The sequence below is a fragment of the Ruminococcus sp. AF17-22AC genome (assembly GCF_003460065.1).
Lineage (GTDB): Bacteria > Bacillota > Clostridia > Lachnospirales > Lachnospiraceae > Blautia_A.
The window spans coordinates 42018-57328 of sequence record NZ_QRXT01000004.1; the positions used below are offsets into that span (position 1 = coordinate 42018).

16 protein-coding genes are annotated in these 15311 nt (G+C 45.2%); all 16 read left to right on the forward strand.

Going from position 1 to position 15311, the window contains the following annotated elements:
- The first annotated feature begins 4 nt into the window (after nucleotides 1–4).
- Nucleotides 5–925: an ABC transporter ATP-binding protein gene (locus DWW86_RS07410; protein WP_072522660.1), complete on the forward strand. Its 921-nt coding sequence runs from the start codon at nucleotides 5–7 to the stop codon at nucleotides 923–925.
- Nucleotides 922–1527, forward strand: a complete 606-nt coding sequence (locus DWW86_RS07415) for an ABC transporter ATP-binding protein (RefSeq protein WP_072522661.1) — start codon at nucleotides 922–924, stop codon at nucleotides 1525–1527. The genes DWW86_RS07410 and DWW86_RS07415 overlap by 4 nt, the downstream gene beginning before the upstream one ends.
- 250 nt (nucleotides 1528–1777) lie before the next feature.
- Nucleotides 1778–2947, forward strand: a complete 1170-nt coding sequence (locus DWW86_RS07420) for a trans-sulfuration enzyme family protein (RefSeq protein WP_072522662.1) — start codon at nucleotides 1778–1780, stop codon at nucleotides 2945–2947.
- 12 nt (nucleotides 2948–2959) lie between these two features.
- Nucleotides 2960–4441 carry a Na+/H+ antiporter NhaC gene (gene nhaC, locus DWW86_RS07425; RefSeq protein WP_117942729.1) on the forward strand — a complete coding sequence of 494 codons (1482 nt, stop codon included), beginning with the start codon at nucleotides 2960–2962 and terminating at the stop codon, nucleotides 4439–4441.
- A 192-nt stretch (nucleotides 4442–4633) separates the two neighbouring features.
- Nucleotides 4634–5353 carry a FadR/GntR family transcriptional regulator gene (locus tag DWW86_RS07430; RefSeq protein ID WP_072522664.1) on the forward strand — a complete coding sequence of 240 codons (720 nt, stop codon included), beginning with the start codon at nucleotides 4634–4636 and terminating at the stop codon, nucleotides 5351–5353.
- A gap of 75 nt (nucleotides 5354–5428) precedes the next feature.
- On the forward strand, nucleotides 5429–5860 hold the full coding sequence (locus DWW86_RS07435) for a hypothetical protein (RefSeq protein WP_117942730.1): 432 nt from the start codon (nucleotides 5429–5431) through the stop codon (nucleotides 5858–5860).
- A gap of 109 nt (nucleotides 5861–5969) precedes the next feature.
- Nucleotides 5970–6971: a beta-ketoacyl-ACP synthase III gene (locus DWW86_RS07440; protein ID WP_181985322.1), complete on the forward strand. Its 1002-nt coding sequence runs from the start codon at nucleotides 5970–5972 to the stop codon at nucleotides 6969–6971.
- Between the two features lie 87 nt (nucleotides 6972–7058).
- The gene (gene acpP, locus DWW86_RS07445) at nucleotides 7059–7286 is read left to right on the forward strand and encodes an acyl carrier protein (protein ID WP_015540647.1); all 228 of its coding nucleotides are present in this window, start codon (nucleotides 7059–7061) and stop codon (nucleotides 7284–7286) included.
- A 26-nt stretch (nucleotides 7287–7312) separates the two neighbouring features.
- The gene (gene fabK, locus DWW86_RS07450) at nucleotides 7313–8251 is read left to right on the forward strand and encodes an enoyl-[acyl-carrier-protein] reductase FabK (RefSeq protein WP_072522666.1); all 939 of its coding nucleotides are present in this window, start codon (nucleotides 7313–7315) and stop codon (nucleotides 8249–8251) included.
- Entirely contained in the window at nucleotides 8244–9170 is a 927-nt protein-coding gene (gene fabD / locus DWW86_RS07455; protein WP_072522667.1) for an ACP S-malonyltransferase, read from the forward strand. The genes fabK and fabD overlap by 8 nt, the downstream gene beginning before the upstream one ends.
- A gap of 35 nt (nucleotides 9171–9205) precedes the next feature.
- Nucleotides 9206–9955: a 3-oxoacyl-[acyl-carrier-protein] reductase gene (gene fabG / locus DWW86_RS07460; protein WP_117942731.1), complete on the forward strand. Its 750-nt coding sequence runs from the start codon at nucleotides 9206–9208 to the stop codon at nucleotides 9953–9955.
- Nucleotides 9952–11193, forward strand: coding sequence for a beta-ketoacyl-ACP synthase II (gene fabF / locus DWW86_RS07465; protein ID WP_117942732.1), 1242 nt, complete (start codon nucleotides 9952–9954; stop codon nucleotides 11191–11193). The genes fabG and fabF overlap by 4 nt, the downstream gene beginning before the upstream one ends.
- Before the next feature lie 6 nt (nucleotides 11194–11199).
- A complete protein-coding gene (gene accB, locus DWW86_RS07470) occupies nucleotides 11200–11667 on the forward strand; it encodes an acetyl-CoA carboxylase biotin carboxyl carrier protein (RefSeq protein ID WP_117942733.1) in 468 nt (155 codons plus the stop codon).
- An 84-nt stretch (nucleotides 11668–11751) separates the two neighbouring features.
- Nucleotides 11752–12180 carry a 3-hydroxyacyl-ACP dehydratase FabZ gene (gene fabZ, locus DWW86_RS07475; RefSeq protein WP_015540652.1) on the forward strand — a complete coding sequence of 143 codons (429 nt, stop codon included), beginning with the start codon at nucleotides 11752–11754 and terminating at the stop codon, nucleotides 12178–12180.
- 10 nt (nucleotides 12181–12190) lie between these two features.
- Nucleotides 12191–13534: an acetyl-CoA carboxylase biotin carboxylase subunit gene (locus DWW86_RS07480; protein WP_072522671.1), complete on the forward strand. Its 1344-nt coding sequence runs from the start codon at nucleotides 12191–12193 to the stop codon at nucleotides 13532–13534.
- A 5-nt stretch (nucleotides 13535–13539) separates the two neighbouring features.
- Entirely contained in the window at nucleotides 13540–15267 is a 1728-nt protein-coding gene (locus DWW86_RS07485) for an acetyl-CoA carboxylase carboxyltransferase subunit alpha (RefSeq protein ID WP_117942734.1), read from the forward strand.
- Nucleotides 15268–15311: the final 44 nt, after the last annotated feature.

The following is a 15311-nucleotide window of genomic DNA, read 5'->3' on the forward strand; positions in this document are numbered from 1 at the left end:
TAAAATGGATAAGGAAAAAATTCTGGAAATCAACAATTTGAAAATATCCTTTACCCAGTACCAAAAGGGAATGCAACAGACAGAACTGTCTGTGATCAAAGACTTAAGTGTCACAATCCACGCAGGAGAAATGGTGGCAGTAGTCGGCTCTTCCGGCTCCGGCAAAAGTCTGCTGGCACATGGAATCCTGGGGATTCTGCCATATAATGCAGAAATGGGTGGAGAAATACGATACTGCGGAAAGCCTCTGACAGAAAAAAACATTCGAAAACTGCGGGGAAAAGAGATTGTTCTGGTTCCACAGAGTACGGCTTATCTGGATCCTCTGATGAAGGTAGGGAGGCAGATCTGCAAAGGACAGAAAGATAAAGAAAAGAAGCATCGTCTGGATACAATTTTTGAGGAATATTCGCTGGACAAAAAGGTTCAGGAGCAGTATCCGTTTGAGCTTTCCGGAGGAATGACCAGAAGAATTATGATCTCTACAGCGTTGGTCGAAAATCCTAAGCTGGTTATTGCAGATGAGCCGACACCGGGACTGGATCCGAAACTTGCAAAACGTGCAATGGAACATTTCCGGCAGCTTGCAGATATGGGAGCTGCCGTTCTGGTCATTACACATGACCTGGAGCTTGCGTTGGAAACAGTGGACAGGGTACAGGTATTTTATGCCGGACATACGATAGAAGATGCGTCGGTGGATGATTTTGAGAGAGAAGAAACTCTGCGCCATCCATATAGCAGAGCACTCTGGCGTGCAATGCCGAAGCATGGTTTTCATTATATTGGTGGTGTACAGCCCTATGTAAAAGATAATCTGCAGGGATGTCCGTTTGCACCGCGATGTGACATGGCATCGCGGGAATGTCAGGGTGAAATTCCATGGAAAGTTTCCGGAAGTGGATATGTGAGGTGCATATTATGAAACTTGAGGTCAGAGATCTGTCCTTTTGGTATGAGGAAAAAGGCAGACAGATATTGAGTCAGTTCAGCCTGAGTGCAGACAGCAGTGAACGTGTGGGAATCATAGCTCCCAGCGGCTTTGGAAAAACAACTCTGTGTAAGATTCTGTCCGGATACGAAATGCCGCAAAGCGGCGAGGTACTTCTTGACGGCAAAACACTTAAAGAGTATGGTACATACTGCCCGGTACAGATGATCTGGCAGCACCCGGAGCAGGCGGTAAATCCGAGACTTCGCATGAAAAATGTAATCGAAGAGGGAGACAGGACAGATTCGGAACTGATTGAAAAGCTGGGAATAGAACCCGACTGGATGAACAGATTTCCGACAGAACTTTCGGGAGGAGAACTTCAGCGATTCTGCATTGCAAGGGCTTTGGGACAGAGAACACGTTTTCTTCTCGCGGATGAGATTACAACCATGCTGGATCTTATTACCCAGAGCCAAATCTGGCATTTCCTCATAGAGGAGACAGAACGGCGGGATATCGGGATGCTGGTAGTCAGCCACAACCCGGAACTGATAGGGAAAGTATGTACAAGAATTGTTGAACTGAATAAATAATTAGGCACCGGTTTATCAGGCTGTAATATGGAAAGTCAGGCTTGATAGACTGGTGTTTTTCTTTTTCTCTGTATGAAAAACCACCAAAATTTGTTGATCCAAATTGTGCATAAGAGATAAAAATATAATATTTTATTTAAGTATATTGACATAAGTAACAAATATTGTATAATGACATCATAAATTGGTTCAACCAATCAACCACAGTACCACAGAACCAGAGAAATGCGCAAAGAAAGGAAAGAAAGAAATGACAGACAATCAGGATTTACTGGCAATGACACATGTGGGTGAAGATCCGCATAAATACATGAAATCAGTTACACCACCGATTTTCATGAACTCACTTCATGTATTCGACACAGTGAAAGACTATTTTGACGTAGATATTTTTAATGATGAATTTTATTATGGAAGAGCATCCAACCCGACTGTTGCAATTCTTGAGAAAAAGATCGCAGCACTGGAACACGGCTCAAGAGCAGTTGTATTTTCAGCAGGAATGGCAGCATGCGCAGCAGCAATCTTAAGAGTCTGCACAGCAGGAAGCAATGTAATCTGCATTAAAGAAAGCTATGGCCCGGTACAGCATCTTCTTGATGAGTTCCTTGGACCGAAATACAATGTTTCTGTTACATATGTAGACGGAAGAACAGTCAAAGAATTTGAAGATGCGATCCGTCCGGAAACAAAGATGATCATTCTTGAGAGCCCTACAACCCTCTTATTCAATGTTGTAGATCTGGAAGGTGTTGCAAAACTTGCAAAAGAACACGGCATTAAAACTTACATCGACAACACATATTCCACACCGCTTTTCCAGAAGCCACTGGATATGGGAATCGACATTGTTATGCATACAATGACAAAATACATCGGCGGACACAGCGACCTGGTAGGTGGAGTACTTGTTTCCAAAGATGAACAGCTGATGCGTGACCTTATGGTTCAGAGAGACTGGTTCGGCGGTGTTATGGGACCTATGGAAGCATGGCTTGCGATCCGCGGTCTTCGTACTCTGGATGTACGTATGCAGAGACATTATGAGACAGCAATGGAAGTTGCAAAATTCCTTGAAAAACAGCCAAAAGTTAAACGTGTATTCTTTACAGGACTTCCGTCACACCCACAGTACGAACTTGCAAGAAAACAGCAGAAGGGTGAATGTGGTCTGATGAGCCTTGAGATCGACGGAACACTTGAAGAGACAGAGACCTTTGTAAACAGTCTGAAGCTCTTTGAAAAAGGATGCTCATGGGGCGGATTCGAGAGCCTTGCAATCGCTTATACGTACAACTGGACAGACGAGCAGTGTGCATTCCTGAATGTATCACGTAATATCGTCAGAATCCACTGTGGACTTGAAGGAACAGAAAACCTGATCGCAGATCTGAAACAGGCGCTTGACAAAATTTCATAAAGGAGAACTTTCATGGAAACTAAAAAGAAAGAAATCAGGAAACCAACACTTTTCACGGCAGTACTGCCATTAATTTTTATGTTTGTTGTCCTTTTTACAGGACTGGTAATTTACAGCATTGATATCAAAATCCTTCTGATCATCTGTGCAGCATTTACAATCTGTGTGTGCATGTATCAGGGACACACATGGAAAGATATTGAAGATGAGATTGTTGCGAAACTTGCAAAAGCTTTCCCGGCGATCATGATCCTGATCTGCGTAGGTCTTATGATCGGCGCATGGGTAGTAAGCGGAACAATTCCGTTCCTTGTATATATCGGACTTCAGATCATCAGCCCTAAATATATTATCATCACTTCCTTCCTCGTTACTGTAATCCTTTCTGTAAGTACAGGTACTTCCTGGGGAGCAGCAGGTACAGTAGGAGCCGCTCTTATCAGTGTGGCAGCAGGTATGGGAGCACCGCTTCCGGCAGTTGCAGGTGCGATCGTAGCAGGTGCATACTTCGGAGATAAAATGTCACCACTTTCTGACAGTACAAATATGTCTGCCATTGCAACAGAGACAAACCTGTATCAGCATATCGGACATATGTTTTATACAACCGTTCCCGGATTTATCGTAAGCTGTATTGTTTATCTGGTCGCAGGAGCACATTTTGCAAGTGATTCACAGGTTGGACAGGTAGATGAGATCATCAATACTCTTGGTAAACTTTTCAATCTTTCCATGCCGACCGGACTGCTTCTTCTGATTCCATGCGTGATCGTAATCGCAGGATCACTTATGAAAAAACCTACAATTCCGGTTATGATCATTTCTTCAGCAGTTGCAGTAGTAATTGCCATGGCAATTCAGGGATTCTCTTTCTCAGACTGCGCAGCAAGTATGGTAAGCGGATTCAAGATGGAAATGCTTCACACATCTGTAGATCTTGAAAATATTGTTGAGCAGATACCGAACCTTCTTCAGAGAGGTGGTATGAGTTCCATGATGAACACCGCATTGATGGCATTCTGTGGTTTCTCCTTCATCGGCGCACTTACCGTATGCGGAAGTATGGAACTGATTCTGGAACGTATCATGAAACATATTCATGGTACCGGCCAGCTGATCACACTGACTGTTGCTCTTGGCGTAGTTATGATTACAGTAATCGGAGAAGCTACCGTAACATTCCTTATGATCGGTGGTATGTTCCGTCCGGAATACATCAAACGCGGACTTGAGTCCAAAAACCTTTCCAGATCTTTGGAAGACAGCATTACAGTCGTAGAGCCGCTGGTACCGTGGTCACTGGCAGGTGTATATATGACATCTGTACTTGGTGTACCGACTGTTCAGTATGCTCCGTGGGCAGTTCTCTGCTACACAGGTGTATTCTTTGCAATCCTCTGGGGATTCACAGGATTCGGAATCAAAAAGATCACAAAAGATTCTCCGGCATACGAAGAGTATCTTCAGTTATCCGGAAAATCAGCAGAGGAATAATACCGGTTTAATCGGGGAGCCTCTATTGACGTTTCTATAAGATTTCCTTATAATTAAAAGGATTCAGTGTCCATCAGGGATATTGAGTCCTTTTATTTGGTGTCAAAGTATGCGAGAGAAGCTGCCACTGGCAGCTTCTCTGTATCGTGGATTCTGCAGAGAGCAGAAATTTATAGAAATTGAGGAAACTTTATGAATAATGAAACAAATACTTCTTCGGATCAGGGAAACAGAATCTCGATGAAGCCGATCGAGAAAAAATCTCTGTATCTGAAAATCTCGGATTCGATTTATCGTTATATTCAGATGAATAATCTGCAGCCGGGAGATAAACTTCCATCCGAGCGTGATATGTCCTCTATGCTTCAGACAAGCAGAAACTCAGTACGTGAAGCTCTGCGTATACTGGAAGACAGGGGGCTGATATATGTAAAGACCGGAAGCGGTGTGTTTATTAATAATCCATATGGAGAGAATAATTCTCTGACGATTCAGCTTACGAACTGTTCGTTGACGGAGATGGAGGAGCTTCAGAGTGCGCTTGATCACGAAGCAGTAAAAAATGCGATGGAGAGAGGCACGATTCAGGAAAAAGACCAGCTGCTAGCTACAGCAACAGAGATGGTTCGCCTGGCTTCTGATAATCTTTACAGCCATGTGCTGGACCGCAGTTTTCATGACAGCCTGTACAAGATCGGTCGAAATAATGCGATTGAGCAGATGATCAACAAGATTCGTTCATATCGTTTTATTCAGCAGGAAGATTCCCAGAATGGAAATGACTCTATCTGGCTGGCTACGATTCCGCAGCATCTGGCGCTGGCGCAGGCCCTTAAAGACTGTAAGCTGGCAGCCGCGATTCAGGCGATCGATGAGATCAATGAGTATGGATTCAAAATTGCAAGAAAGTAAGATACAGTTTTTGAAGTTTATTTGTAACTATTCTAATAAAGTAAAATCAGGGAACGGAAAGAGGCAGGAGAAGCCATGTCGGCAGATGGACAGAGCATCAAAGAACTTCACAGAGGTATCATTGAGGGCAAAACACAGGAAGAGCTTGACGTTCTTTTATGGGATGCAGTTCTGACATATCAGGATCAGATGCTGTATACTTTATCCGGGCTGGAATTTTCCTACACAGTAAAACATAAGAAAAATGGCGAATACAGCGGGGAACTTCTTGTTTCCCGCAAGGAAACCAGCAAGACACTGACAAGAAGCTCTGTATTGCTGGCTTTTCATAAAGTTCTGGAAGCGACAGAAGTAACTTCGGAGGGTGATGAAGCATCCTTTCAGCCACCGGCATACCGTGGTCCGAAGGCAATCGGACAGATTTTCGGGATTTCTTATATTTTCAGTCTGTTTCTGGAATTTGGTCTGATTCGTCTACAGGGGAATGGTCGGGGAAGAAAAGCATGAATAAAAAAGTATTGATTTTTTTCTTGACATTCTCTTTTTTTAGATATATACTTTGATAATCAAAATATTCTAAAACCAAAACAAATAAGAATATGAGGAAACAACAATTATGAATAAAGAACAGACCATAACCGGTGTCATCCGGGGAACGGGAGCCTGTGTACCAAAGCGTATTCTGGATAATAAAGAAATTGCAGGCTTTGTAGACACCAGCGATGAGTGGATCCGGGAAAGGACGGGCGTGAGAAGGCGGCGCATCGCAGAAAAAGAAACGACAGTTTCGATGGCATGCGAGGCGGGACGCCAGGCAGTCGAAGAAGCCGGAATTTCACCGGATGAGATCGACATGATCCTCGTTGCAACAGGTTCGCCGGATCAGATTTTTCCGTGCACTGCCTGTCGGGTGCAGGAAGCACTTGGAGCGGATGGAGCGGTCGGATTTGATCTTAATGCCGCTTGCAGCGGATTTCTTTTTGCTTACAATACTGCACAGGCATACATTGCATCTGGTATTTACCGAACCGTGCTGGTAATCGGAAGTGAGAGCATTTCGAGGTTGGTTGACTGGACAGACCGCGGTACCTGCATTTTGTTTGGAGACGGAGCCGGAGCGGTTCTGATTCAGGCAGCAGAGGGAAAAACTTACCGTCCGGCGGCACACTCGGATGGAAGTGGCGGTGCAGCACTTACGGGTCCGGGTGTCAGAAACAGGATCCGCAGTATTGATAAAGATGGCAGAGAAGCAAAAACAGAATACATTACCATGAATGGCAAGGATGTCTTTCAGTTTGCAGTCCGCAAAGTTCCACAGGTGATACAGGAAGTTTTAAAAGAAAATGAACTTTCTGTGGAGGATATTGACTGGTTTGTTCTTCATCAGGCGAATGCAAGGATTGTGGATGCAGTTGCAAGACGGCTTCATATAGGAATGGAGAAATTTCCGATGAATCTTCAGGATTACGGAAATACCTCATCTGCCAGCATTCCGATTCTTTTGCATGAACTGAACCGAAATGGTGTCCTGAAAAAGGGACAGAAACTTGTTCTGGCAGGTTTTGGAGCAGGCCTTTCGTGGGGAGCCAGTATTCTGGAGTGGGATATCAAGGGCTGAAAATTTCAAATATAAAAGCAGATATCCTCAATATAAAAGTAGATATTCTAAAATAAAAAATGAATTGTAAAAAAGGAGAAAACGAAAATGTTAGAAAGAATTATTGAACTTACAGCAGAAACTTTAGGAGCAAATGCAGCAGAGATCACAGCAGAGACCTCTTTCATGGATGATCTTCATGCAGACTCTCTTGATCTCTTTGAACTGGCAATGGCACTCGAGGAAGAATTTTCTGTAGAGATTCCGAGTGAAGACCTTGAAAAGATTACAACTGTAGCAGATGCAATGAATTACCTGACAGAGCATCAGGCATAAGAGCTGCAGATTAAGAGGATTTTATTATGAAGACAGAAATCACAGAATTATTGGGAATTGAATATCCGGTGATTCAGGGCGGTATGGCATGGGTGGCAGAATGTCATCTGGCAGCAGCCGTATCCAATGCAGGCGGTCTTGGACTGATCGCAGCAGGCGGAGCACCGGCAGAATGGGTAAGAGAGCAGATCCGGGAAACAAAAAAACTGACCGATAAACCGTTTGGTGTCAATATTATGCTGATGAATCCGGAATCAGAAAAAGTCGCGAAGGTAATTGTGGAAGAAGGCGTGAAAGTCGTGACCACAGGAGCCGGAAGCCCGGAAAAATACATGGCAGACTGGAAAGCAGCCGGAGTTAAAGTGATTCCGGTTGTAGCATCTGTAGCACTTGCAAAACGTATGGAACGCTGCGGCGCAGATGCAGTCGTTGCGGAAGGATGCGAAGCAGGCGGACATATCGGAGAACTTACTACGATGGTGCTGGTTCCGCAGGTCGCAGATGCAGTGAACATTCCGGTGATTGCCGCCGGCGGCATTGCAGACGGCAGAGGAATGGCGGCGGCATTTATGCTTGGCGCAAAAGGAATCCAGATGGGAACTGTTTTTGCTGCATCCAAAGAATCTGTGATTCATGAAAACTATAAAAACAGCATTCTTAAAGCAAAAGATATCGACAGCCGTGTTACAGGAAGAAGTACCGGTCATCCGATCCGTGTTCTGCGTAATGATATGGCGCGTAAATATCTGGAACTGGAAAAATCCGGAGCACCGTTTGAAGAACTGGAACAGCTTACCCTGGGAAGCTTAAGAAAAGCAGTTCAGGAAGGTGATACAAAGAACGGAAGTCTGATGGCAGGACAGATAGCAGGAATGATCAAAGAGGAACGCACCTGTGCAGACATTATCAGCTCGACAGTATCAGAAGCCTGCAAACTGATGAATGGAGTAAGTGCAAATGAGTAAGATTGCTTTTATTTATCCGGGACAGGGGGCACAGGCTGTTGGAATGGGCGCAGATTTTTATGAAAAAAGCCCTTTATCAAAAGCTGTATTTGATCAGGCATCCGAAGTGGTTTCACTGGATCTGAAGAAACTCTGTTTCGAAGAAAATGATCTTCTGAACAAAACAGAATATACACAGGTGGCAATGGTAACTGCCTGTCTTGCGATGACAAGAGCTGTAGAAGCCATGGGACTTCATGCTGATATGACGGCCGGTTTAAGTCTTGGTGAGTACTGCGCAATTGCGGTGGCAGGCGGGATGTGTGATCTGGATGCAATCCGTACGGTGCGTGCAAGAGGAATTTTTATGGAACATGCAGCACCGGAAGGAACAGGAGCAATGTCCGCGGTACTCGGCCTTGACGCAGGCGTGATCGAGGATGTTTTAAGAGACAGAGAGGGCGTATCCATTGCGAATTATAACTGTCCGGGTCAGATTGTGATCACCGGAGAGGCGAAGGCAGTTGACGAAGCAGGAAATGCGCTTAAGGAAGCAGGTGCAAGAAGAGTACTTCCGCTTAAAGTCAGTGGGCCTTTTCATTCACCGATGATGCAGCCGGCAGGAGAAGAACTGGCGAAGGTTTTTGCCGGAGTCAGCATGAACCCATTGAAGTTGCCATATGTGGCAAATATCAATGCGGAAGTTGTCACGGACTGCGGAAAAATTGAAGGACTTCTGGTAGCGCAGGTTAGCGGTTCTGTTCGCTGGCAGCAGAGTGTGGAGACCATGATCCGCGAAGGTGTAGATACTTTTGTGGAGATTGGACCGGGCAAAACACTGACCGGATTCCTTCGAAAAATTGATAAAAATGTAAAAGCTTATCACATCGGAAGCTGGGAAGAAGCTGTTTCGGTGTGCGAGGAACTGAAACAGAAATAGACAGATATAGCCAGATGCCGAGAGGAGAGAAATAAGTGGCAGAGCAGAATAAAAAGAAAGTAGCTGTTGTGACCGGCGCATCCAGAGGAATCGGAAGAGCCATTGCCCTGGAACTTGCATCAAGAGGTGCAGCAGTTGTGATCAATTATAATGGTTCGGAAGAACGTGCAAAAGAAGTACAGAAAGAAATTGAGGAAAAAGGTGGCGAGGCAGAAATCAGACAGTGGAATGTGGCTGATTTTGCGGCCTGTGAAAGAGCAGTAAAAGATATCGTAAAAACACATGGAAGTATCGACATTCTGGTAAACAATGCCGGAATCACAAAAGACGGACTTCTGATGGGAATGTCAGAAGCAGATTTTGACAGTGTAATCGATGTCAACCTCAAGGGAGCTTTCAATATGATGCGTTTTGTTTCCAGACAGATGCTCCGCCAGCGCTGTGGTCGTATTATCAGTATGGCATCTGTAGTCGGAATCACCGGAAATGCAGGACAGGCAAACTATGCGGCATCCAAAGCAGGAATCATCGGCATGACAAAAAGTGCGGCAAGAGAACTTGCATCCCGTGGGGTTACAGTCAATGCAGTGGCACCGGGATTTATTGAGACAGAAATGACAGCAGTATTATCCGAAGAAGTAAAAAAAGCATCTGCCGCACAGATTCCGCTCGGTTATTTTGGCAAACCTGAAGACATTGCAAAAACAGTAGCTTTTCTGGCTTCAGATGATGCAGCATACATTACAGGACAGGTAATTCAGGTTGACGGAGGTATGGTCATATGAGCAAGAGACGAGTAGTTGTTACCGGGCTTGGCGCGGTTACTCCTATTGGAAATAATGTAAAAGATTTCTGGGCAGGTATCCGTGCCGGAAAGGTCGGTATCGGACCGATTACAAAGTTTGACACCATAGATTACAAAGTAAAAATTGCCGCAGAAGTAAAGGACTTTAATGCAAAAGACCATATGGATCCGAGATCGGCAAGACGTATGGATCCGTTCTGCCAGTATGCAGTGACGGCGGCAAAAGAAGCACTTGAAGATTCCGGTATTGATATGGAAAAGGAAGATTCTTTCCGTGTCGGCGTGATCGTCGGATCAGGAATCGGAAGCCTTCCGCAGGTTGAAAATAACTATGAAAAAATCATCACGAAGGGACCGGGAAAAGTTAATCCGCTGATGGTGCCGATGATGATCTCCAATATGGCAGCAGGAAATATCTCCATTCAGTTTGGGCTTCGCGGCAAATGTACTGACGTTGTGACAGCCTGCGCTTCGGGAACACACAGTATCGGCGATGCGTTCCGTGCGATTCAGTACGGGGATGCAGAGGTTATGCTGGCAGGAGGAACCGAAAGCTGTATCTGCCCAACCGGTGTAGCCGGGTTTACCGCACTTACCGCACTTACTAAAACAGAAGATACCACAAGAGCGTCCATTCCGTTTGATAAAAACAGAAGCGGCTTTGTACTTGGGGAAGGCGCCGGAATCGTTGTTCTTGAAGAACTGGAACATGCAAAAGCAAGAGGTGCCAGAATTTATGCAGAACTGGTTGGTTATGGTGCAACAGCAGATGCATTTCATATCACATCCCCGGCAGAGGATGGGGCAGGAGCGGCCAGAGCAATGGAACTTGCCATGGAAGAAGCGGGTGTACAGCCATCCGAGGTTGAATATATCAATGCACATGGAACAAGTACCCATCACAATGACCTGTTTGAGACAAGAGCTATCCATAAAGCATTTGGTGATGCGGCAAAAAATCTTGTTGTAAATTCTACAAAATCCATGATCGGACATCTTCTTGGAGCAGCCGGTGGTGTGGAGTTTGTGACATGTGTTAAATCTCTGGAAGATGGTTTTATCCATCAGACAGTCGGAACAACGGAGCCGGATGAAGAGTGTGATCTGAATTATGCGATCGGTGCACCGATTGACAAAGAAATCCGCTATGCAATGAGCAATTCACTCGGATTCGGCGGACACAATGCAACACTTCTTGTAAAGAAATATGAGGGTTGATAAATAATGGAATTTGAAAATCTTCTTACATTAATAAAAACTGTGTCAGACTCTGAGCTGACAGAGTTTTCCTATGAAGAAAACGGAAGCAGCATTCATCTGAAAAAGAAAAAAGAAACTGTGGTGGTTGCAGGAAATACATCTGATATACCTGTTATGGGACTTGAAAATATGCAGACAGCAGGAAATACAAGACTGAAAGAGTCAGATATTGTACAGCAAAAATCAGATGAGCCGGAAGGCCAGATTGTCAAATCTCCACTGGTCGGAACTTTTTATGCAGCACCATCGGAGGACGCAGAACCGTTTGTTTCTGTCGGTGATCAGGTAAAAAAAGGTCAGACGCTTGCAATTGTAGAAGCGATGAAGCTGATGAATGAGATTGAGAGTGATTTTGACGGAAAAGTTGCAGAAATTTATGCAGAGAACGGACAGGCAGTGGAGTATGGACAGCCATTGTTCCGCATTGTGTAAAGTTACGGAGAAAAGAGTGGACAATTCGGACGTACTAAGAAAGCAATGTGTATAAGTTGTTCATTGCGAACGGGAGTATAGATTATGAATAGATTAGGTGTAAAAGAAATAGAACAGATTCTTCCTCACAGACATCCATTTCTTCTTGTGGATTATATCGAGGATTATGAGCCGGGTAAGTTTGCCATCGGTTATAAATGCGTGACTTTTCGTGAGGATTTTTTTAAGGGACATTTTCCGCAGGAACCGGTCATGCCGGGAGTCCTGATGGTGGAAGCACTTGCACAGACAGGTGCTGTGGCAATCTTGAGTCTCGAAGAAAACAAAGGCAAGATTGCATATTTTGGCGGAATCAAAAACTGCAGATTTCGCGGAAAAGTTGTTCCGGGAGACAAGCTCCGTCTGGAAACAACGATTATCAAATGCAAAGGACCGGTTGGCGTCGGCCATGCGGTTGCAAGCGTTGATGGCAAAGTAGTTGTTGATGCAGAACTGACTTTTATGATTGGATAGGTGACACACAATGATTAAAAAAGTGCTGATTGCAAATCGGGGAGAGATTGCTGTGCGGATCATCCGTGCATGCAGAGAAATGGGAATAGAGACCGTAGCTGTTTATTCAGAGGCAGACAGAGATGCCCTGCATACACAGCTTGCAGATGAAGCAGTCTGCATCGGACCGGCTCCGTCCTCCCAGAGTTACCTCAGCATGGAAAACATCATCAGTGCAACAATTGTTACAGGCGCCGATGCAATTCACCCGGGATTTGGATTTCTCTCGGAAAACAGCCGTTTTGCAGAACTTTGTGAGCAGTGCAACATCACATTTATCGGACCTCCGGCAAATGTGATCGCAAGTCTCGGTAACAAACAGGCGGCAAAAAATACCATGGCAAATGCTGGCGTTCCGATCATTCCGGGTGGCAAAAATCCAATCTACACAGTAGAAGAAGGGCAGAAAGAAGCGGAAACGATCGGATATCCGGTTATTATTAAAGCCGCGCTTGGCGGTGGCGGAAAAGGCATGCGTGTGGCTGATACACCGGCGGATTTTGAGGAAAGTTTCCGCACCGCGCAGAAAGAAACGCAGATGGCTTTTGGAGATTCTACCATGTATGTAGAACATTTTGTGCGCCATCCGAGACACATTGAATTTCAGATCATGGCGGACAAGTTTGGAAATGTGATTCATCTGGGCGAGCGTGACTGTTCTATTCAGAGAAATCATCAGAAGATGATCGAGGAATCTCCGTGCGAAGTGATTTCAGAGGAACTTCGTAAGAAAATGGGTGATGCCGCCGTAAAGGCAGCAAAAGCAGCCGGTTATGAAAATGCCGGAACGATAGAGTTTCTTCTTGATAAAGAAGGAAGATTCTATTTTATGGAGATGAATACCCGTATTCAGGTTGAGCATCCGGTGACCGAGTGGGTAACAGGTGTGGATCTTGTCAAAGAGCAGATACGTATTGCATCCGGACTGCCGCTTTCCTTAAGCCAGGAGGATATTCATCTGACCGGTCATGCAATTGAGTGTAGGATCAATGCAGAAAATCCAGCGAAAGGTTTCCGACCTTCACCGGGCACAATCACGGATATGTATTTTCCGGGAGGAAAAGGAATTCGTATCGATTCCGCAGTTTACAGTGGTTATACGATCCCGCCGTATTATGATTCTATGATCGCGAAGGTGATCGTGTGGGCAAAGAACCGTACAGAAGCAATACGCAAGATGCAGAGTGCGCTTGGTGAGGTGATCATCGAGGGAATCGACACCAATGTAGACTATCAGTATGAGATTCTGGAGAACCCGGATTTTCAATCAGGAAACACCGATGTGGAATTTATTGAGCGGATGGAGGCGAACTGACGATTATGAAATTGGATAACATGTTCAAAAAGACAAGAATTGTTTCCAGAATACAGAGCCATAATGCAGCACGCGCTTCCAGACCGGAAGTGCCGGAAGGACTTCTTCGTAAGTGCAACAAATGCGGTGCGGCGATCATCACAGAAGATGTCAAACAGAATCATTATACCTGTCCGAAATGTGGCGGATATTTTCGTGTTCATGCATATCGCAGAATCCAGATGGTGCTGGATGAGGGAACCTTTGAGGAATGGGATCATGACCTGATCGGTGAAAATCCGATGAATTATAAGGGATATCCGGAAAAGGTGAATGCTCTTCAGGCAAAGAGTGGGCTGAAAGAGGCAGTTGTCACGGGAAAAGGAAAAATTAACGGAAGGGAAACCGTAATTGCTGTCTGTGATGGAAGATTCCTGATGGCGAGCATGGGCTGGGCTGTCGGAGAAAAAATCACGAGAGCGGTAGAACGCGCGACTAAGGAGAAACTTCCGGTCATTATTTTTGCCTGTTCCGGTGGAGCCAGAATGCAGGAGGGAATCACATCTCTGATGCAGATGGCAAAAACGTCCGCGGCACTTGAACGCCACAGTAAAGCAGGGCTTCTTTATGTCAGTATTCTGACTGAGCCGACGACCGGTGGAGTGACGGCAAGTTTTGCGATGCTGGGAGACATTATTCTTGCGGAACCTGGGGCATTGATCGGTTTTGCGGGACCTCGTGTGATCGAGCAGACGATTCGCCAGAAACTGCCAAAGGGTTTCCAGAGAGCAGAATTTCTTGTAGAGCACGGATTTGTTGATGATATTGTAAGACGTGAGAATCTGAAAGAGACGCTTGGGAAGATTCTGGAGATGCATGAGATCTCCAATTCCTCAGACGATTCAATAGATGAAATGCACTCAGCGAAATCTTCATCGGAGTCAGATTTTGAGTCTGCCGACATCAACCCTTACCTCACAGCATGGGATCGTGTGCAGCTTTCACGTAAGATCGACCGTCCGTCCGGCAGTGATTATATAAAAGCTCTTTTTACAGATTTTATGGAATTCCATGGTGACCGCAATTACGGTGATGATAAGGCAATCATCGGTGGAATCGCGAAATTTCACGGCAGACCGGTCACAGTCATTGTACAGGAAAAAGGAACAAACACGAAAGAAAACATTGCACATAACTTCGGTATGCCGATGCCGGAAGGCTACCGCAAAGCGTTGCGTCTGATGAAACAGGCGGAGAAATTTCACCGTCCGGTTATCTGTTTTGTTGATACGCCGGGGGCATTTTGCGGAATCGAAGCGGAAGAACGCGGACAGGGTGAGGCGATTGCCCGTAATTTATGGGAACTTGCCGGATTGAAAACACCGGTTCTTTCGGTTGTGACCGGAGAAGGCGGAAGTGGCGGTGCGCTTGCACTTGCAGCAGGAGATCAGGTATGGATGCTGGAAAATTCCGTGTATTCCATTCTTTCTCCGGAAGGTTTTGCGAGTATTCTCTGGAAAGACAGTACGAAGGCAAAAGAGGCGGCAGAGGTTATGAAGCTGACGGCTGCTGATCTTTATGAGAAGGGAATCATTGAGCAGGTGATCCCGGAACCGGAGAATCTGACACCGGAAAGTATGTGGCAGGTAACGGAAGAACTGGATAACCGGATTGACGATTTTCTGAAAAAATATGACAGCTTATCAGAAGAGGAACTTCTGGAGCACAGGTACACGCGCTTCCGCAGGTTCTGAGTTTAAATAATAATATAGTATATACGACAGACAGATCCCATACT